The 21,776-nt window shown below is 68.6% G+C and carries 22 protein-coding genes; 16 read left to right on the top strand and 6 right to left on the bottom strand.

Features of this window, described 5'->3' with window-relative positions:
• The first annotated feature begins 9 nt into the window (after window positions 1-9).
• The 3 genes from EV137_RS38470 to EV137_RS38460 are packed head-to-tail and all read left to right on the top strand — an operon-like array spanning window position 10 to window position 2,464.
• On the top strand, window positions 10-864 hold the full coding sequence (locus EV137_RS38470; RefSeq protein ID WP_134133072.1) for an ABC transporter substrate-binding protein: 855 nt from the start codon (window positions 10-12) through the stop codon (window positions 862-864).
• Window positions 861-1,712 carry an amino acid ABC transporter permease gene (locus EV137_RS38465; protein ID WP_134133071.1) on the top strand — a complete coding sequence of 284 codons (852 nt, stop codon included), beginning with the start codon at window positions 861-863 and terminating at the stop codon, window positions 1,710-1,712. The genes EV137_RS38470 and EV137_RS38465 overlap by 4 nt, the downstream gene beginning before the upstream one ends.
• A complete protein-coding gene (locus tag EV137_RS38460) occupies window positions 1,709-2,464 on the top strand; it encodes an amino acid ABC transporter ATP-binding protein (RefSeq protein WP_134010860.1) in 756 nt (251 codons plus the stop codon). The genes EV137_RS38465 and EV137_RS38460 overlap by 4 nt, the downstream gene beginning before the upstream one ends.
• Here the strand turns inward: EV137_RS38460 and EV137_RS38455 are convergent.
• Together EV137_RS38455 and EV137_RS38450 are read right to left on the bottom strand one after the other, a co-directional pair.
• On the bottom strand, window positions 2,442-3,089 hold the full coding sequence (locus EV137_RS38455; protein WP_134010862.1) for a response regulator: 648 nt from the start codon (window positions 3,087-3,089) through the stop codon (window positions 2,442-2,444). The genes EV137_RS38460 and EV137_RS38455 overlap by 23 nt on opposite strands.
• Window positions 3,041-4,339: a sensor histidine kinase gene (locus EV137_RS38450; protein ID WP_134133069.1), complete on the bottom strand. Its 1,299-nt coding sequence runs from the start codon at window positions 4,337-4,339 to the stop codon at window positions 3,041-3,043. The genes EV137_RS38455 and EV137_RS38450 overlap by 49 nt, the downstream gene beginning before the upstream one ends.
• Window positions 4,340-4,528: 189 nt before the next feature.
• On the opposite strand from EV137_RS38450, the gene EV137_RS38445 reads away from it, so the two are divergent.
• Window positions 4,529-5,554, top strand: a complete 1,026-nt coding sequence (locus EV137_RS38445) for a fatty acid desaturase family protein (RefSeq protein ID WP_134010865.1) — start codon at window positions 4,529-4,531, stop codon at window positions 5,552-5,554.
• A gap of 6 nt (window positions 5,555-5,560) precedes the next feature.
• Here the strand turns inward: EV137_RS38445 and EV137_RS38440 are convergent, their stop codons facing one another.
• Complete coding sequence (locus EV137_RS38440) at window positions 5,561-6,607, bottom strand: NAD(P)-dependent alcohol dehydrogenase (RefSeq protein WP_238175848.1); 1,047 nt, start codon at window positions 6,605-6,607, stop codon at window positions 5,561-5,563.
• A gap of 84 nt (window positions 6,608-6,691) precedes the next feature.
• Here EV137_RS38440 and EV137_RS38435 point away from each other — a divergent pair, with 84 nt between their 5' ends.
• Window positions 6,692-7,369: a TetR/AcrR family transcriptional regulator C-terminal domain-containing protein gene (locus tag EV137_RS38435; protein ID WP_134133068.1), complete on the top strand. Its 678-nt coding sequence runs from the start codon at window positions 6,692-6,694 to the stop codon at window positions 7,367-7,369.
• A 974-nt stretch (window positions 7,370-8,343) separates the two neighbouring features.
• On the opposite strand, the gene EV137_RS38425 is transcribed toward EV137_RS38435, so the two are convergent.
• From EV137_RS38425 to EV137_RS38415, 3 genes are all read right to left on the bottom strand, one after another.
• The gene (locus EV137_RS38425) at window positions 8,344-8,574 is read right to left on the bottom strand and encodes a hypothetical protein (protein WP_134133065.1); all 231 of its coding nucleotides are present in this window, start codon (window positions 8,572-8,574) and stop codon (window positions 8,344-8,346) included.
• A 150-nt stretch (window positions 8,575-8,724) separates the two neighbouring features.
• Window positions 8,725-10,902: an HNH endonuclease signature motif containing protein gene (locus EV137_RS38420; protein ID WP_166680137.1), complete on the bottom strand. Its 2,178-nt coding sequence runs from the start codon at window positions 10,900-10,902 to the stop codon at window positions 8,725-8,727.
• 509 nt (window positions 10,903-11,411) lie between these two features.
• On the bottom strand, window positions 11,412-11,999 hold the full coding sequence (locus EV137_RS38415; RefSeq protein ID WP_134133062.1) for a helix-turn-helix domain-containing protein: 588 nt from the start codon (window positions 11,997-11,999) through the stop codon (window positions 11,412-11,414).
• 77 nt (window positions 12,000-12,076) lie between these two features.
• Between EV137_RS38415 and EV137_RS40920 the strand changes: the two genes are divergently transcribed.
• From EV137_RS40920 to EV137_RS38350, 11 genes are all read left to right on the top strand, one after another.
• A complete protein-coding gene (locus EV137_RS40920) occupies window positions 12,077-13,627 on the top strand; it encodes an FAD-dependent oxidoreductase (RefSeq protein ID WP_166680136.1) in 1,551 nt (516 codons plus the stop codon).
• Window positions 13,628-13,650: 23 nt separating this feature from the next.
• Window positions 13,651-14,088 carry a hypothetical protein gene (locus EV137_RS38395; protein WP_134133061.1) on the top strand — a complete coding sequence of 146 codons (438 nt, stop codon included), beginning with the start codon at window positions 13,651-13,653 and terminating at the stop codon, window positions 14,086-14,088.
• Between the two features lie 120 nt (window positions 14,089-14,208).
• Window positions 14,209-14,424 carry an Rv1322 family protein gene (locus EV137_RS38390; RefSeq protein ID WP_238175847.1) on the top strand — a complete coding sequence of 72 codons (216 nt, stop codon included), beginning with the start codon at window positions 14,209-14,211 and terminating at the stop codon, window positions 14,422-14,424.
• 44 nt (window positions 14,425-14,468) lie between these two features.
• Window positions 14,469-15,233 (top strand): alpha/beta fold hydrolase, encoded by a 765-nt coding sequence (locus tag EV137_RS38385; RefSeq protein WP_134133060.1) that lies wholly within the window; start codon window positions 14,469-14,471, stop codon window positions 15,231-15,233.
• A 41-nt stretch (window positions 15,234-15,274) separates the two neighbouring features.
• A complete protein-coding gene (locus EV137_RS38380) occupies window positions 15,275-15,754 on the top strand; it encodes a VOC family protein (RefSeq protein WP_134133058.1) in 480 nt (159 codons plus the stop codon).
• 100 nt (window positions 15,755-15,854) lie between these two features.
• Window positions 15,855-16,961: an exo-beta-N-acetylmuramidase NamZ family protein gene (locus tag EV137_RS38375; protein ID WP_134133057.1), complete on the top strand. Its 1,107-nt coding sequence runs from the start codon at window positions 15,855-15,857 to the stop codon at window positions 16,959-16,961.
• Window positions 16,958-17,923 (top strand): GNAT family N-acetyltransferase, encoded by a 966-nt coding sequence (locus tag EV137_RS38370; protein ID WP_134133056.1) that lies wholly within the window; start codon window positions 16,958-16,960, stop codon window positions 17,921-17,923. Before EV137_RS38375 ends, EV137_RS38370 begins: the two co-directional genes overlap by 4 nt.
• A gap of 1 nt (window position 17,924) precedes the next feature.
• Entirely contained in the window at window positions 17,925-19,211 is a 1,287-nt protein-coding gene (locus EV137_RS38365; protein ID WP_134133054.1) for an extracellular solute-binding protein, read from the top strand.
• A complete protein-coding gene (locus EV137_RS38360; protein ID WP_238175846.1) occupies window positions 19,208-20,146 on the top strand; it encodes a carbohydrate ABC transporter permease in 939 nt (312 codons plus the stop codon). The genes EV137_RS38365 and EV137_RS38360 overlap by 4 nt, the downstream gene beginning before the upstream one ends.
• A complete protein-coding gene (locus tag EV137_RS38355; protein WP_134133053.1) occupies window positions 20,143-21,018 on the top strand; it encodes a carbohydrate ABC transporter permease in 876 nt (291 codons plus the stop codon). Before EV137_RS38360 ends, EV137_RS38355 begins: the two co-directional genes overlap by 4 nt.
• Window positions 21,019-21,028: 10 nt before the next feature.
• Entirely contained in the window at window positions 21,029-21,775 is a 747-nt protein-coding gene (locus EV137_RS38350; protein WP_134133051.1) for a PIG-L deacetylase family protein, read from the top strand.
• Window position 21,776: the final 1 nt, after the last annotated feature.

Genomic DNA, 21,776 nt, shown 5'->3' with positions numbered 1-21,776 from the left:
GTTCTCCGCATGAGAACGCGTGCTGTGGTGGGGCTGGCGGTGCTGGCGATCGTGGGGCTGGGGGCGTGTGCGCCGGAGGAGAGCTCGTCCGGGTCCTCGACGCCGTCGGGCGCGGATGCCTGTGCGAAGGACAAGCTGGCGGTAAAGACGGCCGGCACGCTGACGGTCGGCACCGACAAGCCGGCGTACGAACCGTGGTTCAGCGGCAACGACCCGAGCAACGGCAAGGGGTACGAGTCCGCGGTCACCTACGCGGTGGCGAAGAAGCTCGGGTTCGAGCAGGCCGAGGTGACGTGGCGGACCGTGCAGTTCAACACCGCGTTCGCGCCCGGCCCGAAGGCGTTCGACCTGGACGTCAACCAGGTGTCGATCTCGGAGGACCGCCGCAAGGCCGTCGACTTCTCCTCCGGGTACTACGACGTACGCCAGACCGTGATCACCACCGCGGGCAGCAAGATCGCGAACGCCAAGTCCGTCGCCGACCTCGCTGATGCGAAGCTCGGGGCCCAGGTCGGTACGACGAGTTACACCGCGCTGCGCGACCAGGTGAAGCCCAAGCAGAAGCCGGCCGTGTTCGACACCAACGACCTGGCCGTCCAAGCGCTCAAGAACAAGCAGATCGACGGCATCGTCGTGGACCTGCCGACGGCGTTCTACATGACCGCGGCGCAGCTCGACAACGGCAAGATCGTCGGGCAGTTGCCGGCCGGCGGGCAGGCGGAGCAGTTCGGGTTCGTGCTCGAGAAGAACTCGAAGCTGACCGGCTGCGTCACGCAGGCGGTCGACGCGCTCAAGTCCGACGGCACCCTGGCGAACCTGCAGAAGCAGTACTTGACCGAGTCCGGCGCGCCCGAACTCTCGTGACGACCTGGCAACCGTCGGAGCTGCAGCGCGAGCGGATCGCGTACCGGCGTCGGCAAGCGCGGCGATCGACCGTGATCGCGCTGGTCAGCTCGGTGATCCTGCTCGCGCTGGTTGTCGTGGGCATCGGTTCCACGCCGGGCTGGCCGCGGGTCCGGGCGACGTTCTTCGACGTCCATCGTGGCTGGGAGGCATTGCCGGTCGTTGCCGAGGGCCTCTGGCTGAACGTGCGCGTGATGCTGGTCTGTGCGGTGCTGATCGTGGTGTTCGGGCTGACGCTGGCGATCATGCGGACGTCGCGGGGCCCGATCTTCTTCCCGCTGCGCGTGTTCGCGGCCGCCTACACGGACGTGTTCCGCGGCCTGCCCTTGCTGCTGGTGATCTTCCTGCTCGGCTTCGGCGTACCGGCCCTGCAGTTGCGCGGGTTGCCGAACCAGGCGGTGATCTGGGGCGGAGCGGCCCTCGTCCTGACCTACTCGTCGTACGTCGCCGAGGTGTTCCGGGCCGGGATCGAGTCGGTGCATCCGTCGCAGCGGGCGGCGGCGCGATCACTCGGGCTCAGCTATCGACAGACGTTGCGCTTCGTCGTCCTTCCGCAGGCGGTACGGCGGGTGCTGCCGCCGCTGCTGAACGACTTCGTGAGCCTGCAGAAGGACTCCGGGCTGATCGCGGTACTCGGCGTCATCGACGCGATCAGGGCCGCGCAACTGGAGACGGCCGAGGACTTCAACTTCACGCCGTACGTCGTCGCCGGGCTGCTGTTCGTCGCGCTGACGATCCCGTTGACCCGGCTGACCGATTACGTCGCCCGACGGCAGGGCTGGTACGGCGGGGGAGGCGGACCGGTATGAGTTTGCCCAAGAATCTGCTCAGTCTCCGCGGTGTGCGGAAGGCGTACGGCGACAACGTCGTACTGGACGGGATGGATCTGGAGGTCGCGGCGGGAGAGTGCGTCGTACTGATCGGAGCCTCGGGGTCCGGGAAGTCGACGCTGCTGCGCTGCGTGAACCTCCTGGAGACGGTCGACGACGGCGTGATCGAGCTGGCCGGGGCGGACATCACGGATCCGCGGGTCGACGCGGACAAGGTGCGGTCCGGGATCGGGATCGTGTTCCAGGCGTACAACCTGTTCCCGCACCTGACCGTGCTCGACAACATCACGCTGGCGCCGATCCGGGTGCACCGGGTGCCGCGTGATGCGGCGCGGGCCCGGGCGATGGAGATGCTGGAGCGCGTCGGCCTGGCGGACAAGGCGGCGGCCAAGCCGGACGAGCTGTCCGGCGGTCAGCAGCAGCGCGCCGCGATCGCCCGCGCGATGGTGAACTCGCCGCAGCTGATGCTGCTCGACGAGGTCACATCGGCGCTCGACCCCGAACTCGTCGGCGAGGTCCTCGACCTGCTCCGCGAACTGAAGTCCGAGGGGATGACGATGCTCGTCTGCACCCACGAAATGGCCTTCGCCCGCGACGTCGCCGACCAGGTCTGCTTCCTGCACCACGGCCGGCCGCTCGAGATCGGCCCACCCGCCCAGGTCCTGGACGCTCCCCGCGAGGCCCGCACCCAGGAGTTCCTGCGCCGGGTCAGCGGGACGACAGGTAGGTGAGGACTGCCATCACGCGGCGGTTGTCGTCCTCGGACGGGGGCAGGTCGAGCTTCGAGAAGATGTTGTTCGTGTGCTTGCTGACGGCCTTCTCGGTGACGAACAGGGCGGCGGCGATCGCGGCGTTCGAGCGGCCTTCGGCCATCAGTCCGAGGACCTCGGACTCGCGCGGCGTGAGCCGGCCGATCGGCTCGTCGCGGGTGTTCCGGGCCAGCAGCTGACCGATCACGTCCGGATCCATCGCGGTTCCGCCGGCTGCGACCCGGCGTACCGCATCGAGGAAGTCGGCGACGTTAGACACCCGGTCCTTGAGCAGGTACCCGACACCGCCTCCGCCGCCGGTCAGCAGCTCCCGCGCGTACAGCTGCTCGACGTACTGCGAGAGCACCAGGATCGGCAGCCCAGGCACCTGGCTGCGGGCCTCGATCGCGGCCCGCAGGCCCTCGTCGGTGAAGGTCGGCGGCAGCCGTACGTCGACCACTGCGACGTCGGGCCGGTGCTCCACGAGCGCGGGCACCAGACGAGGCCCGTTGTCGACCGCCTCGACGACCTCGAAGTCGTGCGCCTCCAGCAGGCGGATCAGGCCGTCCCGGAGGAGGGCGTGGTCTTCAGCGATGAGGACTCGCAAGGCAGCTCCATGATCACGGTGGTCGGCCCGGCGCTCGGGCTCACCACGGTCAACGTACCGTCGAAGGCGGCCAGCCGCCGCTCGATACCGTACAGACCGCCGCCGGGCCTGATCACGGCACCTCCGACACCGTCGTCGCCGACGATCATGTGCAGCTTCTCGACCTCGTGGGTGATCTGGATCCAGGCGGTGGTCGCCGCCGAGTACTTCACCGCGTTCGCGAGGCATTCGGCGATCGCGAAGTACGCCGCGGACTCGACCGGCGCCGGCGGACGACCGGGTACGTCGAAGGTGACGTCGACCTTGAACGGGCAGGACATCGCGAGTGCCTTGACCGCGCCGTCCAGACCGCGGTCGGCGAGCACCGGCGGGTGGATCCCGCGGACCAGGTCGCGCAGCTCGGACAGCGCCGTACTTGCGGACTCGCGGGCCTCGGTCAGCAGGGCAGCCGCCTGGGCCGGGTCGCGGGCCACCATCTCCTCGGCCATGCCGAGGTTCATGCTCAGCGCCGCCAGCCGGGCCTGGGCGCCGTCGTGCAGGTCGCGCTCGATCCGGCGCAGCTCGGCCGCCTGGGTGTCGACGGTCTCCGCCCGGGACTCGGCCAGCTCGCGGACCCGCATCGCCAGCTTGGCGCTCTCGGTCGGGCCGAGCAGTGAGCGGGCCACGAATGCGTTCGCCTTCAGCAGCCGCTCGCCGGCGGCGTTCCAGATCATGAACGCCAGCAGCGCGACCGGCATCAGCAGGAAGCTGGTCCAGAAGTTCACCGTGAACAACCCGCCGAACGGCTCGGTGAACACTCCCTCCGGCGTGACGCCGACGAGCAGCGGGTAGACCAGGTAGAAGAGTGTGGCCAGGAACAGAACGGCGCTCAGCAGGCACAGTGTGAATCCGATCACCGCGTTCACCAGCAGCCAGACGATGTCCCGCCAGGTCTGCGGATCGGTCAGGATCGTCCGCAGCCGCATCAGCATGCCGGGCATCGGAGGCTTCTTGTACGGGCGCGGGATCCGCTCACCGAGGAAGCCGGCCAGTAGCGTGCGGTGGCAGTTCGCGAACCACCGCGCGGCCGGTACGACGACGAGCAGCAGCGGGATGCCGACCCACACGGCGATCAGCGGAACGGACACCACGCTGAGCACGAACAGGGCGATGCCCAGCTCGGCCAGGATCGCGAGGAACAGCGCGATCCACGGCTGCGCAAGCTTGGGATAGCGCATCGGCGGCGCCTCAGTCGTGGCAACGGTGCTCATGCCTCCATCATGACCGAGCGTGAGATCTCCTGCAGTGGTGTTATCCCCACTGTCTCCTGGGGCCTGACTCCACAGCCGATTCGGGTAGTAACTCTCATGCTTTCGGAGGTTAGGGCGATGAGGCTTGATGCACTACGCTGGCCGCGGCTGTACGCCTAGGCCTTCCCCCGCTACCGAGACGAGGACCTGATGGCACAGCCTGTCGCGTCACCTGCTGCTACCCGCCGTTCCGATTTCTCCCCACTGTTACGGGAGATCAAGGCTGCCGGCCTGCTGGAGCGCCGTACGGCGGCGTACGCGATGGCGATCGGGATCAACGCGGTTCTGCTCGGTCTGACGTGGGCGGCCGTCGCCGTGATCGGCAGCTCGTGGTGGGCACTGCTGCTGGCGCTCCCGATGGGAATCCTGACCACCCGCGCGGCCTTCTTCGGGCACGACGCAGGGCACCAGCAGATCGCCAGCTCGCGCAAGCTGCACGACTGGATCGGGATGCTGCACGGGAACCTCCTGCTCGGCATGAGCTACGGCTGGTGGAACGACAAGCACAACCGGCACCACGCCAACCCGAACCACACCGACAAGGACCCGGACGTCGGCGAGGGCGTACTGGTCTGGACCCTCGAGCAGGCCTCCGGCCGCAAGGGACTCGAAGGCTGGCTGAGCCGTAACCAGGCGCGGATCTTCTTCCCGCTGCTCACCCTGGAGGGCTTCAACCTCAAGGTGTCGAGCATCCGCTTCCTGCTCGCTCGCCGCCGTACGGAGAAGGTCGAGCTCGGCCTGATGGCCGCGCACCTGGTGCTGTACTTCACCGCGCTGTTCCTGATCCTGTCGCCGGGCCAGGCGGTCGTCTTCGCGCTCGTCCACCACATGATCTTCGGGCTGCACCTCGGCAGCGTGTTCGCGCCGAACCACAAGGGCATGGAGATGCCCGACGACGACAGCAACTGGGGCCACCTGGAGAAGCAGGTGCTCACCTCACGCAACGTGAACGGCGGTCTGGTCACCGACTGGATGATGGGCGGGCTCAACTACCAGATCGAGCACCACCTCTTCCCGAGCATGCCGCGCGCCAACCTCCGCTTCGCCCAGCCGATCGTGCGCAAGTACTGCGAGAGCATCGAAATGCCCTACGTCTCGACGAGCCTGATCGAGTCGTACCGCTTGGGGTTGCGTCACATGCACGACGTCGGCGAGGAACTCCGCGCCACTGCGTAGCAGTCCTCAGATCGTGATGACTGCCTTGCCGCGGACCTGTCCGGACGCGAGGTGGCGCATGGCTTCCGGCACGCGGTCGAGCGGGTACGTGCGGTCGATGCTCGGCGTCACCTGACCGGAATCGACGAACTCGTTGAGCCGCTCGAGGTCGCCGGCCCGCACCTGGGCGACGAACCAGGCCAGCCGCTGGCCGACGAACGGTGACAGCATCAGCGCCCGGAGGGACCGGTTCATGCCGCCGGTCAGATCGCCGCCGTCCTCACCACCGACAAGCACCGCTGTCCCCTTGGGTGTGAGCGCGCGGAGCAGCCGGGCCAGCTTGGGGTTCCCGGCGATGTCGAGGACCAGGTCGTAGTGGTGGGTACCGTCGGCGTAGTCGTCGCGGGTGTAGTCGAGGACCTGGTCGGCGCCCAGGGAGCGCACGAGGTCCAGCTTCGCGGTGCTCGCCACGCCGGTGACCTCCGCGCCGAAGGCCTTGGCCAGTTGTACGGCGTAGCTGCCGACACCCCCGGACGCGCCGATGACCAGCACCCGCTGCCCTGCCTCGATCCGGCCGTGGTCGGTCAACGCCTGGAGTGCGGTCCCTGCTGAGATCGGCACCACAGCTGCCTGCTCGAACGACAGGCTCTTCGGCTTGTGGGCCAGCTTGTCCTCGACAGCCACGGCGTACTCCGCGAACGCGCCGCGGCCGACGCCGTACACCTCGTCGCCGACGGCGAACCTGGTCACCGCGGGACCGACGGCCTCGACCGTTCCGGCGAGGTCACGTCCCGGCACCCGGGCCTTCGGGCCGCGGAAGCCGAGGCCCACGATCCGCATCAGGTACGGCTTGCCGGCCATCAGGTGCCAGGTCCCGCGATCCAGCCCCGCGGCGTGCACCCGGACCAGGACCTCGTTGCCGGTGATCTGCGGACGGGCGATGCGTTCGTGACGCAGTACGCCGGCGTCGCCGTACGAGTCCTGCACGATCGCGCGCATCGAAGCGGCAGTTGCCGGCGTCCCGCCGGGGGTGGTGGCGTCTGACGCCTGGCTTCCTGCCGCTGTGCTTGTCATGGCTGTCCTCGTGTCGGGTCGTCGTACTTAGTACGAGAAGCTACAGTACAAAGTACGAAAGCACTACGGCTCGGCTGGAGTGAGATGACTGAACGGACGGACGACAGCCCCGGCGAACGACCCCGGCTCAGCCGGGAACGCGTCCTGTGGGCTGCCGTCGCGGTGGCCGACGCCGGTGGGATCGACTCCCTGACGATCCGCTCGCTGTCGCAGAGCCTGGGTACGAAGCCGATGTCGGTCTATTACTACGTCGCCAACAAGGACGAGATCCTCGACGGCATCGTCGACCTCGTGTTCGGCGAGATCGAGCTGCCCGAACCCGGCGGTGACTGGCGTACGGAGATCCGCCGGCGAGCCGACTCGGCGCGCCGGGTGCTGCGGGCCCATCCCTGGGCGATCGGGCTGATGGAGTCGCGCACCAGTCCTGGGCCGGCGACTCTGCGGCACCACGACGCGGTCATCGCCACCCTGCGGGCCGCCAGCTTCTCCCAGGAGTTGACGGCTCACGCCTACGCGATGCTCGACAGCTACACGTACGGCTTCGCGCTGCAGGAGGCCGGTCTGCCCTTCGAGGGCTCGGACACCGTCGCCGACGTCGCCGAGCCGATCATGGAACGATTCTCGACCGGCGAGTACCCCCACCTCGTCGAGATGGCCACCGACTACTACCTACGCCCCGGCTACGATTTCGGAGACGAGTTCACCTGGGGCCTCGACCTCATCCTCGACGCCCTAGCGACCCGAGCAACCGCAACCACCTAACCGAGCCCGAGCTGTCGCCGCGGTCCACGGTCCGTGCGACTCCGGGCGATGTGCCAGAGGCGTGCCGGTCCGGGCGTGCTGGCGAAGGCGTGCCGGTGAGGGGCGTGCTGGTGTGGGGCGTGCCGGTCAGGAGTGTGCTGGTGAAGGCGTGTCGGTGAGGGGCGTGCCGGTGTGGGGCGTGCCGGTGTGGGGCGTGCCGGTGTGGGGCGTGCCGGCCCGGGGCTTTCGGTCAGGGGCTGCTGGTCAGGGGTGCGGCTCGTCAGCAGCCTGTTGGGCCGTTGGCAGCTGTGTGTGGTTGCGCGGGCTAGTTGTGGCGGCAACCGTGAAATCCGAGTTCGCCGATAGCGGTGCCAGCGACGGCGTTTGCCGGTGATGGCTCCGGTGATGGCGTGCCTTCAGAGTGAAGGCGTGTCTCCAGAACGGTGGCGGATCGTGAGCTGCCTGCCCGGGGCCGGCAATGGTATTGGCCAGCCCCGGCGTCGCCCGTGATGGCGCCGGTGATGCCGTCAGAGTGATCGCGTGCGCCCGGCCCAGCCATGCGACCCATCCATGCCGCCGGGTCATGCGGCCCAGCCATGCGGCCCAGCCATGCGCCCGTTCATGCGGCCGGTCATGCGGCCGGGCGGTCGGGTCGGGTGAACGGGCCGTGGCGGTTGGTGAGTTCTGGCCGGCGTGGTGGCTTCAGAACGGTGGCGGGTCATGAGCTGCCTGCCGGGGGCCGCCAACGGTATTTGCGGGCGACGGCGTTGGCGCGTGAGAGGGAGTCGTCGGCCTCGTCCTCGTCTTGGAGCACGAGCAGCGTCGCGGCGCGGCGGACGTGGTTCTGGGTCTGCTGGCGCCGGTGATGGCGTGCCTTCAGAGTGATGGCGTGCGATGCGGCCCAGCGATGCTGCCCAGCGATGCGGCCCAGCCATGCCGCGGGGTCATGCGGCCGGGCCGATGGGGGATGGTGAGTTCCGACTGGCGTGCTGGCTTCAGAACGGTGGCGGGTCGTGAGCTGCCTGCCGGGGGCCGGCGATGGTATTTGCCGGCGACGGCGTTGCCCGTGAGAGGGCGTCGTCGGCCTCGTCCTCGTCTTGGAGCACGAGCAGCGTCGCGGGGCGGCCGGTGTGGTTCTGGGTCTGCTGGCGCCGGTGATGGCGTGCCTTCAGAGTGATGGCGTGCGCCCGGCCCAGCCATGCGGCCCAGCTATGCCGCCGGGTCATGCCGCCGGGTCATGCGGACGGGTCATGCGGCCGGGTCATGCGGCCGGGTCATGCGGCCGGGTCATGCGGCCGGGTCACGCGGCTAGGCACGCGGCCGGGCCGGGCGAACGGGCCGACGGCGGATGGTGAGTTCCGACTGGCGTGCTGGCTTCAGAACGGTGGCGGGTCGTGAGCTGCCTGCCGAGGGCCGGTGGTGGGATTTGGGTCGAGTTGTTGGGTGATGGGGCCGCGGGCGGGCGGGACGGTGGTGTAGCGGTGACCGGTGGGCGTGGTCAGTGTGATCGTCCCGTCGGGGTGGGCGGTGGTGGTCCAGCCCCAGGCGGGGGTGTCTTTGATGACGTGGTGATATTCGCAGTACGGCGCCATCCCGGACAGACTCGTGCGCCCGGACTGGGTGAAGGGGGTGAGGTGGTCGCGGTCGCAGTCGCGGGAGGTGCGGTTGCAGCCGGGCCAGGCGCAGACGGGGTGGCGGGCGAGCAAAGTTTCGGTCACCAACGCACCGGGGTCGTGGCGGGTGGTGGAGGCCTCGAGGACGGTGCCGTTGGTGGGGTCGGTGAGGAGTCGTCGCCAGGTGCCGTCGGTGGCGATGCGGCGGGCCATTTCGGCGGGGATGGGTCCGTAGCCGGTGAGTTCGGCGGGGTTGTTGTCGAGGCCGAGCAGGGTTGAGGCGGGGACGACGACCTCGATGTGGGGGCGGCGGCGGTGCTGGTCGGGCAGCCGTCGGCCGAGCCAGTCCAGCCCGTTGCGCAGGATGTGCTCGAACAGATCCGCAGCCACATCCGCACGCCGCTGCTCGGCGGTGCGGGTGTCCTTCCCCGCACCGGCATCAGCACCCGCACCAACGCCGGCACCCGTATCAGCACCCGCGCCAATATCCGTACCACCGCCGGCACTCACCTCAGCACCCGCATTGGAACCCGCACTGGCGGTGGTGCCGGTGGCGGTGATGTCGTCGGGGGTGGCCGAATCGGGATCGGGTCTGGCGTGCGGGGATGGGCCGGCGTCCGCGGGGGCCGGCGGTCCGGGATCCACGGACGCGCCGAGCGGCGCCGTTGCGGCGTTGCCTGTGGGCGCTGAGTCGTTGGCTTGAACCGCCGCGGTGGCGCTGACAGTGCCGCCGCCTGCGACATCGGCGATGCCGTCGGAGACCGCGTTCCCAGCGTTGCCAGCGTTGACCGTCGTGCCAGCGTGGCCGGTCGTGCCTGTGTCGGCCGCGGGGCTGCCGTCGGCGTCCGCAGTGGCGGCGGCCGTGGCGTGCGTGTTCGCGTCGGTGGTGGTGTCGGCCGTGGCGTGGACGTTGGCGTCGGTGGTTGGAGTGGTGGTGGGGTCCGCGGTGGGGTTGGTGGTGGGGGTGCTGCGTTTGGCGAGGGTGGTCATGGCTTGGAGGGTGACCCACATCTGCTGGATCTTGTCGGCGGTGTGCACGATCCACAGCCCGGCCATGCCGTTGGCCAGCGGGACGATCTTGCAGGTGCGCTCGGCCACCGCGGCGCGGTGATCGTCGGCCGCTTGCGCGGTGGTGTGTTTGGCGACCTGGCGGCGCAGCGACTCCAGCAGGTTGCGGTGGGTCTGGCGGGCGGCACGCTTCAGCACATGGGCCTGCACCGCCCGGGCCGCGTCATCGGGCAGGTCGCTGGTGGCCTCGGAGATCGCGAGCGCCTTGCCCCAGGTCAGGGCGCCGCAGCGCAGGCCCGAATAGGTGGCCGACAGGGTCGAGGTGAGCCGCAGCGCGGTGTCGACCCGTCGCCCCACGGTGCTCGGCGACAGGCCGAGTGCCAGGGCGATCTCGCCATGCCAGGACCGCTCCGGGTCGATCGGGCGGCCCTTGGAATCGAGCTGCGTCGGGCGGGGCGATTCGCGGTGTTCGGCGCGGCGTTGCCGGACGAACGACGCCGTCGCACTGGTCTTGATCGCTTCTCCCCAGCTGATCAGCCGGTCCGCGGCCTTCATCAACTCGATCAGCGCCATCGGCGACATCGCCTCCGGCCGGGTCACCTCCAACGCGGCAGCCAGCGCACCGCCGGGTGGCAGGAACGCCCAGGCCGGCGCCTCCCGGCGCAGCATCTCCCGCTCGGCGGCGTCCTGCTCGACCCCGTCCCACTCCTGCCACTCGAACTCATCGACACGGGAGTAGCGGTTCCGGCCCAGCAGTTCGTCGAGTTCGGCGTCCAACTGGTCCTGCTCAGTGATGACCGCCGGGCCGCCGGGGAGCTCGGGATCGGTTGGGTAGACAAGGTCGTCCGGCACGTAGTCATCGGCGAGCGGCTCGTCATCCCAACCGCTCCATGGAGACCGCCTGACGGCCCCGCCGGGGGTGGAGTCGATCATGGCCGCCTGGTCAGGAGCCGGAGCCGTTGAGGCGCGGACAGGGGAGGCAGCCCGGCAGCCGTTCGCTGGTGCAATCCGGTCCGGCCGGCTAGCCGGCCCACCGAGTCGGTGGTGGAGATCGTCGGCGAACCGGTCTACCCGTTCTGCCCGTTCTGCTGGGGCGGTCGCCGCCTGAGGGAGGTCGTGCGCGACCAGGGTCCCGGCCGCCCCGGATGGGGAGAGGGCGACGGTCGCGGTGGGCGCTCCCGGTTCGGCGGGGACCTGGTGGTCGCCGCCGAGGTGTGTGCCCGGGATTCCGCTCATGCACCTACATTAGAACATTCGTTCGATTACTCCAAATCATCGGAACCCTTCACCGGATCCCAGGCCGTCGGAGCGGTCGTGGCCGCTGTGAGGGTTGGGGCTCTCCAGGCAACGAATGCAGGAGTGCGAGTCGGGTCGTCGATACCGTCGTCCGTGGACCGGACACGAGCCATGCGAGCCACCGCAATGTCGCGCCGCCCGCGGGATCAGGACTTGGGGTCGGGGGTTCGGATGTTCATTCGTTCGCCGGGTCTTGCGAAGATGCTGAGGATCTCCGAGGGGCCCTGGCCGGTACTGCCGAACCAATGCGGCACGTGGGTGTCGAACTCGGCGACCTCGCCGGGGCCGAGGACCCAGTCCCGTTCGCCGAGGACGAATCGCATGTGCCCGGACAGGACGTAGATCCACTCGTGACCGTCGTGGGCCCGCGGCTCCGGGATGATCTTGCTGGTCGGGATGACGATCTTCCAGACCTGCATGCCGTCGGGCTGCCGGGTGAGCGGGATGACCGTTCGGCCCTTGACGCGGCCGGGCTTGAGGCGAATGCGTGGGTCACCGACGTCGGGCGCGCCGACCAGATCGTCCAGGGGCACCCGGTAGGCCTGCGACAGCGCAAGCAGCAGTTCCAGGGTCGGTCGCCGCTGTCCGGTCTCGAGTCGCGAGAGCGTGCTCTTCGAGATGCCGGTCGTGGCCGCCAGAGCGGTCAGGGTGATGCGGCGCTGGGTGCGAACCCGCTTCAGCCTGGGCCCAACCTGCTCGAGCACCGCGGCGATCTCCGATGACGTGTCTTCCACGACCTCATCACACTGCGCATTCCCGGAAACAGCAACGTCCGTAGGTGAGAGATCGACGGTGCTTCAGCCTGATGGACATGAGTCAGTACGACGTGGTGGTCATCGGCGGAGGCGCCGCCGGACTGTCCGCTGCCCTCGTCCTGTCACGCGCTCGCCGCAAGGTTCTCGTGGTCGATGCTGGCATGCCGCTCAACGGCCAGGCCGTCCACCTGCGCGGGTACCTGTCGCGTGACGGCCTCACGCCGAGCGAACTGTTGGATCTAGGACGGGACGAACTCGGGAGGTACGTCGGTGGCGTCCTCACCGGCACCACCACCGAACTGGTGGCCGACGGCAACAACGGCTTCTGGGGCCGCCTCGTCGACGGGCAGCGAATCTTGGCGGGTCGGATGGTGGTGGTTGCTGGGGTGTGTGTCGGGCTGCGCGTTGTTGGCGGGTGGCGTGTCTTGGCGGGTCGGGTGGTGGTGGTTGCTGGGGTGTGTGTCGGACTGCGCGTTGTTGGCGGGTGGCGGGTCTTGGCGGGTCGGATGCTGGTGGCTGCTGGGGTGTGTGTCGGGCTGCCTGTTGTCGGTGGGTGGCGAGTTTTGGCGGGTCGGGTGCTGGTGGCTGCTGGGGTGTGTGTCGGTCTGCCTGGTGTTGGCGGGCGGCGGGTCTTGGCGGGTCGGGTGCTGGTGACTGCCGGCCTGTGTGACGAACTGTTGGACGTCCCAGGACTGCGCGACCGGTGGGCACGCGACGTCCTGCATTGTCCGTGCTGCCATGGCTACGAGGTCTGCGACCGTCGGCTCGGCGTCATTGGAGGTAGTTCGGGTGCGGTCCGGTATGCGCAGATCGTGGGCCAATGGACCCACGGCCTCGTCTACTTCACCCCGCCCGACGGGCTCACCGCGACCGGACGATCCGCGTTGTCGGCCCGCGGGATCGGTGTGGTCGCGGGAACGGTCAGCCTCAACCACGACGGCGCGGAGGTCACGTCGCGCCGCGGTACGGGCGTGCGGCTGATCGTCGAAGGTGGCCGCTTGCGGGCATGCAGTTGGTCGACGGCAGCGTGGTGGCGCGGGATGTGCTCGTACCGAACAACCATCTTCTCCGCAGCCTCGGTTGGGCGGTTGACGACGGCGGCTGGGGCGCAGTCGAGGCCACTGGACGCACCGGCGTTCCCGGCGTCTGGGGCGCGGGCGATGTCGTCGCCACCCGCCCAGGTCGCCACCGCCACCGCCACCGTCACCGCCGACGGCGCCGGCCGCGATCGCGCTCGACGCCGACGTGGTCGAGGACGACGTACGCAAAGCCGTTCACGACCTCGTGCACTGACCTCTCGCGCACACATCACCATCACAACACCAAGGAGCGATATGACCACCCCGAACCCCCGCACCAGTGCCGACCCCAGCCGGCGTGTGGCCGGCCCGCCGACCAAGCATCAGTTGGCGTTGATGATCTGGCTGGCCGTCTTTCCGACCCTCACCGTCCTCAACCTGACCCTCGCCGACTGGCTGGGCACGCTCGCGCCCGTACTGCGCACATTCGTGCTGGCCACCATCGCCGTACCGATCGTGATCTACGGCGTGATGCCGCAACTCCACCGGCTCCGCACCCGCATCCTGTCTCGATCCGCGGACCGCTGAGCCATCCCCACGAAGGAGCTCCGATGTCGACTCTGATCACCTACCCAAAACCTACGACCACCACCGATCTGCCGCTCTACCGTCTGCACCTCATGCGCGCCGGGTACCTCCTCATGGGCGTCGGTCTTGCCGTCGTCAAGTGGCCGATCCTCATCAGCCACGGCAGCTCCTGGCCGCTGTTCGAAGGAGTCGTCACCTGCATCCTCACCGCCATGTCGCTGCTCGCGTTCCTCGGGCTGCGCTACCCGGTCCGGCTGCTGCCGCTCCTTCTTTTCGAGTCCGCCTGGAAGCTCATCTGGCTCTCCGTCGTGGCACTACCCAAGGCAGTCGCCGGAGACATGGACTCGGCTACGCAAGCCATTGCGGTCAACTGCGCTGTGGTCCTGGTCATCCTCGCGGTCACGCCGTGGCGGTACGTCTGGCAGCAGTACGTGCGTGCTCCTGGAGACAGGTGGCGATGACGTCAAACCTCTGGTTGGGGCATGGCCTAGCCTTGAGGGGCTATGTCGCGTAGAAGGCCTTCGAAGTGGCAGCGGCCGGTCAGTGACCGGCCGCTCCTTGGTGGTACCCAGTCTCGCGAGGTGAAGGCGGGCGCCGAGTGGAACGTCCGCCGGGTGTCCGGGTCCGCGTCCGCGAAGTCGTACCGCTGCCCGGGCTGCGACCAGCAGATCCTGCCGGCCACCCCGCACGTCGTGGTGTGGCCGGAGAACCCGAGCCTGCTCGGTGCGATCGGTGGCAGCCAGTCGTTGGACGAGCGGCGCCACTGGCACACGGCCTGCTGGCAGCGCAGTCGGTGAGCAGTCGGTGAGCAGTCGGTGAGCTCGGTGAAAGGGTGGAGGGCATGAAGCTTCCGGTCACGGCGTACGGCGACACTGGTACGCCGGTCGTGGTGATGCACGGGTTGTTCGGCTCGGGGCGGAACTGGATGACCGCTGCGCGCCGTCTCGCGGACCGGCACCGGGTGTTCGCGTTCGACCTGCGCAACCACGGGACCTCGCCGCACGTCGAGACGATGAGCTACCCGGAGATGGCCGACGACGTCCGCGAGACGATCGAGTCGCTCGGGCTCGGGCCGGTCGCGCTCGTCGGGCACTCGATGGGCGGCAAGACCGCGATGCTCACCGCGCTGCAGTACCCCGCGGCGGTCGAGCGGCTCGTCGTCGTGGACGCGGCACCGGTCGCGTATCCGCCGGCGTTCGTCGAGTACGCCCGGGCGATGCGGAACGCCGACTTGTCGTCGATCACCCGCCGGGGGGAGGTCGACGCCCAGCTCGCCGACGCCGTACCGACACCCGGGACACGCGCCTTCCTGCTGCAGAACCTGATCCTCGACGCCGACGGTGCGCGGTGGCGGCCCAACCTGCCGGTGATCGAGGCCGCGCTGCCGGCGATCTCCGGCTGGCCCGCGGTCGAGGGACGGCGGTACGACGGGCCGACGCTGTTCATCTACGGCGGCAAGTCCGACTACGTCCAGCAGGACCACCGCGCGACGATCGCGGCGTACTTCCCGCACGTCCAGTACGCCGAAGTCCCGGAGGCCGGGCACTGGGTCCACGCCGAACGCCTCGACGACTTCCTCGCCGCGCTCACACCGTTCCTTCCCTGACGCCGCGGAGTTACGTTCGCGAGCAGGGGAAGGGGGCCACCATGCCGGCCTTTGCGGGAATCGATGATCTCGCGCTGACGGTCACCGACCTGGATCGCAGCGAGCGCTTCTACACCGAGGTCCTCGGGCTGAAGCCGCTGATGGACTTCGGGACCGTGCGCACGCTCGTCGACCGGGCGAGCGGGTTCGTACTGTCGCTGTGCAGGCACGAGCTCGGGACAGCCGCGCCGTTCACCGAGCTGACAACGGGTCTCGACCACGTCGGGATGGCGGCGGCGAGTCGGGACGAGCTCGTCGAGTGGGAGCGACGCTTCGAGGCGCTCGGGGTCACGTACACGCCGATCCGGGACGAGGCGTTCGGGTCGCACCTGAACTTCCGGGATCCGGACGGCATCGCGCTCGAGCTGAGTGCCTCCAACGAGGTGTACGACGGCTGGATGGCGGAACTGCGGGCCCGCGACAACCCGGCGGACGAGATCCGCGCGCGTGTGATGGACTACCTGGGCTCGCTCGGAACCTGACACCGGCAAACGTTTGTCCGTAATCCATTGACCTTCACCTGAAAACATCGGTAAGTTTTCAACCCAGTTCCTGCAGGATCCACGATCTGGGGTGGTGGCGATGGTGGTCCGGACCGGCGCGCAGCGTCTGGCCGAGGACCCGGGGTTGGTGCCGGACGGGCGCCTGGGACTGATCACGAACTTCACCGGCGTGCTGCCGGACCTCACGCCGACCTCGGTCGCGTTGCGGGCCGCCGGGTTGCCGTTGACGGCGTTGTTCGGTCCCGAGCACGGCCTCCGCGGTACGGCGCAAGCGGGTGAAAGCGAAGGCGAGGGCGTCGACCCCGACACCGGACTCCCGGTATTCGACACGTACCGGCGGAAGGGTCGCGAGCTCGACGACCTGTTCTCCGGTGTCGACGTACTGCTGTTCGACATCCAGGACATCGGGACGCGGTTCTACACCTACATCTGGACGATGTACGACTGCCAGCAGTCGGCCGCCCGGCTTGGTATGCCATTTGTGGTGCTGGACCGGCCGAACCCGCTCGGCGGCCTACGGGTCGAGGGCCCGCTGCTGCAGCCCGGGTTCGAGAGCTTCGTCGGGCGGGCGCCGATCCCACTCCGGCACGGGCTGACGGTCGGCGAGCTCGCCCTTCAGTTGGGTACGGCAACGGTCGTCGAGGCGGAGGGCTGGAGCCGTACCTCGACCGGGACCGGTCTGCCGTGGGTGCCGCCGTCGCCGAACATGCCGACACCGGAGACGGCTTTGGTGTACCCCGGCACCGGCCTGTTCGAGGGCACGAACCTGAGCGAGGGCCGCGGTACGACGCGACCGTTCGAGACGATCGGAGCGCCGTACGTCGATGACCGGCTTGTGCCGGCCTTGCGCGCGTGTGAGCTGCCCGGGGTGATCTTCCGGCGGACGTGGTTCGAGCCGGTGTTCCACAAGTACGCGGGCCAGCCGCTGTCCGGCGTACAGCTGCACGTCGTGGACCGCGATGCGTTCGAGCCGGTGCGGACCGCGCTGACGATGTTGCGGGTGCTGAAGGAGCTGTATCCCGACGACTTCGGGCTGCTGCCGTCGCTCGACAAGCTGTGGGGTTCGGACTCGCTGCGGAGAGCGCTGGAGGCCGGCGACGACCCGGTCGAGCTCTTGCCCGCGGCAACCACACCGGCCGACTGGGTACGCGACGGAGTACTGCTCTACGAAGGGACTGCCCGATGATCCGTTCGTTCCAGGTCGGCGACGGGCCGGCGCTGGCTGCGGCCTGGACCGCCGCGGCGCCGGCCGACCCGATCAGCTACCAGCGGTTCCGTGACCTGTTCCTGCTCGACCGCAACTTCGACGCGGCCGGTCTGCAGGTGGCCGTGATCAATGATCAGGTCGTCGGCGCCGCGTACGCCGTCCGCCGGCTGATCGCCGTCGACGCCGACGACCTGGAGCCGGCTTCCGGCTGGATCCCGTTCTTCTTCGTGCATCCGGAGTACCGCGGCCGTGGGCTCGGGCGCGAGTTGTTGTCCGCGGCAATGGACTGGCTCCGGTCCCACGGGCGGTCCGAGGTCTACTTCTCGTCGTACACGCCGAACTACTTCCTCCCCGGTCTCGACGCGGCGCGCTATCCCACCGCGGCTCGACTGCTCGCCGAGCTCGGCTTCGAGCGCGGGTACGACGCGGTCGCGATGGACCGCAGCCTCGTCGGATATGCCATCCCGGACGAGGTCCGTAAGCGGATCGACGCACTGACGGCCGAGGGCTACAGCTTTGGTACACCATCCGGTGACGAGCTGACCGCGCTGATCGCGATCGCCGGCGCCGAGTTCAACCCGGACTGGGCGCGCGCGATCCGCGAAGGCGTCGTGTCCGGTCTGCCACTCGACCGCATCGTGGTAGCACGCGACCCCAGCGGAGCGATCCTCGGCTGGGCGATGCACGGGACGTACGAGGCGGTGATCGACCGCTTCGGGCCGTTCGGCGTACTGCCGGCCTCCCGCGGCACCGGGCTCGGGAAGGTGTTGCTGCACCTGACGCTCGAGCGGATGGTCGCCGCCGGCGCGCACAGCGCCTGGTTCCTGTGGACCGGCGAGAAGTCCGCCGCCGGGCAGCTGTACCTGAAGACAGGTTTCGACATCACCCGCACGTTCACCATCCTCCGGGCGCCCCTGGTCCCGGATGGCGGGAAGGAATGACATGAGGATTTCCAGAGGTCTGCGGCTTGCCGTTGCGCTCGGACTGTTCGCCACGGCCGCGGCCTGCGGCGGCGGTGGCGGCGCGGCGGGCGGCAGCGGCGACAAGGTCGAGCTGACGCTGCTGAGCCACTACAGCGACGGCCCGTCCAAGGAAGGGCTGGACAAGATGATCCAGCAGTGGAACAAGGAGAACCCGAAGGTCCAGGTGAAGGCGCAGGTGGTCAAGTTCGACGACCTGCTCACCACGATGACGGTCCGGCAGACCGGCGGCCGCGGCGCCGACATCGTCAGCGCGTACGGCCTGTGGGGCGGCCAGCTGATGAAGGCGAACGTCGTGGCCAAGGTGCCGGACGACATCGCGACCAAGATCAAGGCGGAGTACAGCCCGGCCGCGCTCGGCGCGGTGACCACCGGCGACACGCTGCTCGGGTACCCGACCGAGCTGAACACCTACGTGCTCTTCTACAACAAGAAGATCCTGGCCGCGGCCGGCATCAGCAAGCCGCCGGCCACCTGGGCCGAGCTCGCCGACGCGGCCAAGAAGACGGTGCAGCGCGATGCCAAGGGCAACATCCAGGTCGAGGGCCTGAGCCTGATCCAGGACGGCGACAACAAGTCCGTGCACCCGTTCCTGTCGCTGCTCGACGCGGCCGGCGGGAAGTTCCTCGGCCCGGACGGTACGGCGCAGTTCGACAACGCCGAGGGCAAGGCGGCGCTGAAGTTCGAGGCCGACCTCGCGGCCGCGAAGGCGACCAACCCCTCGATCATGCCGACCAAGCAGTTCCGCAGCGGCGGTGTCGCGATGGCGATCCAGGCCGGCTGGTGGATCGGCAGCCTGAAGACCCAGATGAAGGACAAGTACTCCTCCGACGTCGGCGTGACCGCGATCCCCGGGCCGACGGCGGGCAGCAAGGGCTCGCTGGCGTACGGGTTCTTCATGGGCGTGAACCAGCGCAGCAAGCACGCCGACGAAGCGTGGAAGTTCCTCACTTGGATGAACGAACACAAGGCGGCCGACGGTCAGGTGACCGAGACCGGCAAGTGGCTGGCCGACCAGGGCCTGATCCCGCCGCGGACCGCTGACCAGGCGGCGTACAAGAAGTCGTTGTCCGACCCGAACCTGGCGCCGATCTACGACGCGGCGACGTACGCGATGGCCGAACCCAACCAGCCGGGTGCGTACGAGGCGAAGACCGCGCTGCACAACGCGCTCATGGGTGTGCTTGCCGACGGCAAGAACCCGGACGACGCGCTGGCGCAGGCCGCCAAGGCGGTCAAGCCGCAATGACATCCGCGGTCGGCAGGGTCGGCACGTTGGCGGTGCCGGCCCAGCGGGTCGGAAAGCTGCAGCGCGAGGGACGGGCGGCGTACCTGTTCCTCGCGCCGGCATTGCTGTTCTTCTGCGTGTTCCTGATCCTGCCGTTCATCTTCGCGATCGTGCTCGCCTTCTCGGACTGGGGCGGCTTCGACCTCGGGACCCTGAAGTGGGCCGGTACGGCGAACTTCGGCGACGTCCTGAGCTTCGACGGGACATTCGTCAAGCCGATCCTGGTGAACACGCTGCTGTTCGCCTTCGGGTCGGTGTTCCTGGCCACGTTCGGGTCGGTGCTGGTGGCCTACTGCATCGATCGGCTGGCGTTCCAGGGGTTCTGGCGGGTGCTGTACTTCCTGCCCGTGGTCGCCACGGTCGTGGCCATCGGCAACGTGTGGAAGATGATGTACCAACCGGCCGGGCTGATCAACGGTGTGCTGAACAAGCTCGGTGTGAACAGCATCGGGTTCCTGTCCGACGCGTCGTACGCGCTGCCGTCGGTGACCGTCGTACAGGCCTGGGCCTCGATCGGCGGAGCCGTCCTGATCCTGACGGCCGGGCTGAAGGCGATCCCGGAGATGTACTACGAGGCGGCCGAGGTGGACGGGGCGAACTCGTGGCACATGTTCTGGTCGATCACGTTGCCGTTGCTGCGGCCGGCCTTGCTGTTCGTGCTGATCACGCAGTTCATCGGCGGGTTGCAGTCGTTCGCGCTGATCATCGTGATGACGGGTGACGGCGGGCCGGTGAACGCGACCAACGTGGCGGCCTTCGAGATGTACCAGCGGGCGTTCAAGTACGGCGCCTGGGGTACGGCGAGCGCGATGGCGATGGTGCTGTTCGTGATCATCCTGGCGATCACCCTGCTGCAGTTGTGGGTCGCCCGGCGGCGCGGGGAGGAGACCTCGTGAGGCGGCACGGCAAGTTCCCGTGGTTCGCGTACCTGGTCGTGATCCTCGGCGGGGTCGCGATGGTGATGCCGTTCCTCGACATGGTGATGAGCTCGTTCAAGGGCGCGGGCGAGTACGGCGTGATCCCGTACAAGCTGTTCCCTGAGTCGTTCGATCTGAACAACTACCGCGAGGCGTTCTCGCAGCTGGAGCTGCCACGGCTGTTCCGCAACAGCGTGATCGTCACGGTCAGCGTGACGGTGTCGGTGCTGATCACCTCGGCGCTGGCCGGGTACGCGCTGGCCAAGCTGAGGTTCCGCGGGCGGGCGGTGATCTTCCGGTTCATCCTCGCGACGATGATGCTGCCGCCGTTCCTGCTGCTGATCCCGACGTTCCTGATCATGCTCAACTGGCCGCTGGCCGGCGGCAACGACTTCCTCGGACGCGGCGGCGACGGCGGGCTGACGACCAGCCTGCTGGCGCTGATCCTGCCGTTCACGGTCTCCGGGTTCGGGATCTTCCTGATGCGGCAGTTCATGATCTCGCTGCCGGACGAGATGCTCGAGGCGGCCAAGATCGACGGCGCGAACCAGTGGCAGATCTGGCGGCTGATCGTGCTGCCGCAGACCAAGCCGGTGGCGATCACGCTCGGGCTGATCACGTTCATCGGCACCTGGAACGAGTACATCTGGACGCTGCTGATCTCGTCGTCCGACCCGTCGTTGCAGACGCTTCCGGTCGGCATCCAGCTGCTGCAGAGCTTCCTCGATCCGGACCGCACCATGCCGATCGTGATGGCCGGCCTGGTGATCAGCACGTTGCCGGTGCTGGTCGTGTTCCTGGTGTTCCAGAAGTACTACGTGCGTGGCGTCGTACTCAGTGGCCTGAAGTGAGGAGATTGTTGTGACCAGATCAGTGCTCGCCATCGGGGCGCACATCGGCGACATGGACCTGACCGCCGGGCCGACGCTGGCCAAGCTCGTCCTGGAGGGCGCGTCGGCGACGATCGTCGCGCTGACGCCGGGGGAGCGCGGTCACCCGCGGCTGACGCCGGCCGACTACAAGAAGCAGAAGATCGCGGAGGGTACGGCGTTCGCGGAGGCGATCGGCGCGGACTTCCTGGTCCTCGACCACAGCGACGGCTTCCTCCCGGACACCGACGACGTGGCCCTGCAGCTCGCCCAGATCATCCGCGAGAAGCAGCCCGACACGATCATCACGCACTGGAAGCACTCGATCCACCGCGATCACGAACACACCGCTGTGCTGGCCGAGCGCGCCCGCTTCCTCGCCGGCCTGCCCATCGATCCCGCGGACGACTTCGCCGCCATCACGCCGTACGCCGAACTGGCCGAGAAGCTCGCCGCACTGCCGCGACACGGCGTGCGCTCGTTCCTGCACGCGGAGAACTGGGAGGACATGGAGGGCTTCACGCCTTCGCTGTACGTCCCGATCTCCGACGAGGCGTTCTACCGCTGGGTGTCCGCCACCCGGCACCAGGCCTTCGCCCGCGGCGAGACGTACGGCTTCCGGTACATCGACTACTACACCGCGCTGATGACGACTCGCGGCTGTCTGGCGTCGTACCCCCGGGCGTGCGCCTTCCACACCGATCAGTCCCCAGAGGTCACCAAACTCGCCGGACCATAGG

Source organism: Kribbella pratensis, assembly GCF_004366075.1.
Lineage (GTDB): Bacteria > Actinomycetota > Actinomycetes > Propionibacteriales > Kribbellaceae > Kribbella > Kribbella pratensis.
The sequence above is the reverse complement of the archived record's forward strand: the minus strand, read 5'-3'. Positions and strand labels throughout refer to the sequence as shown.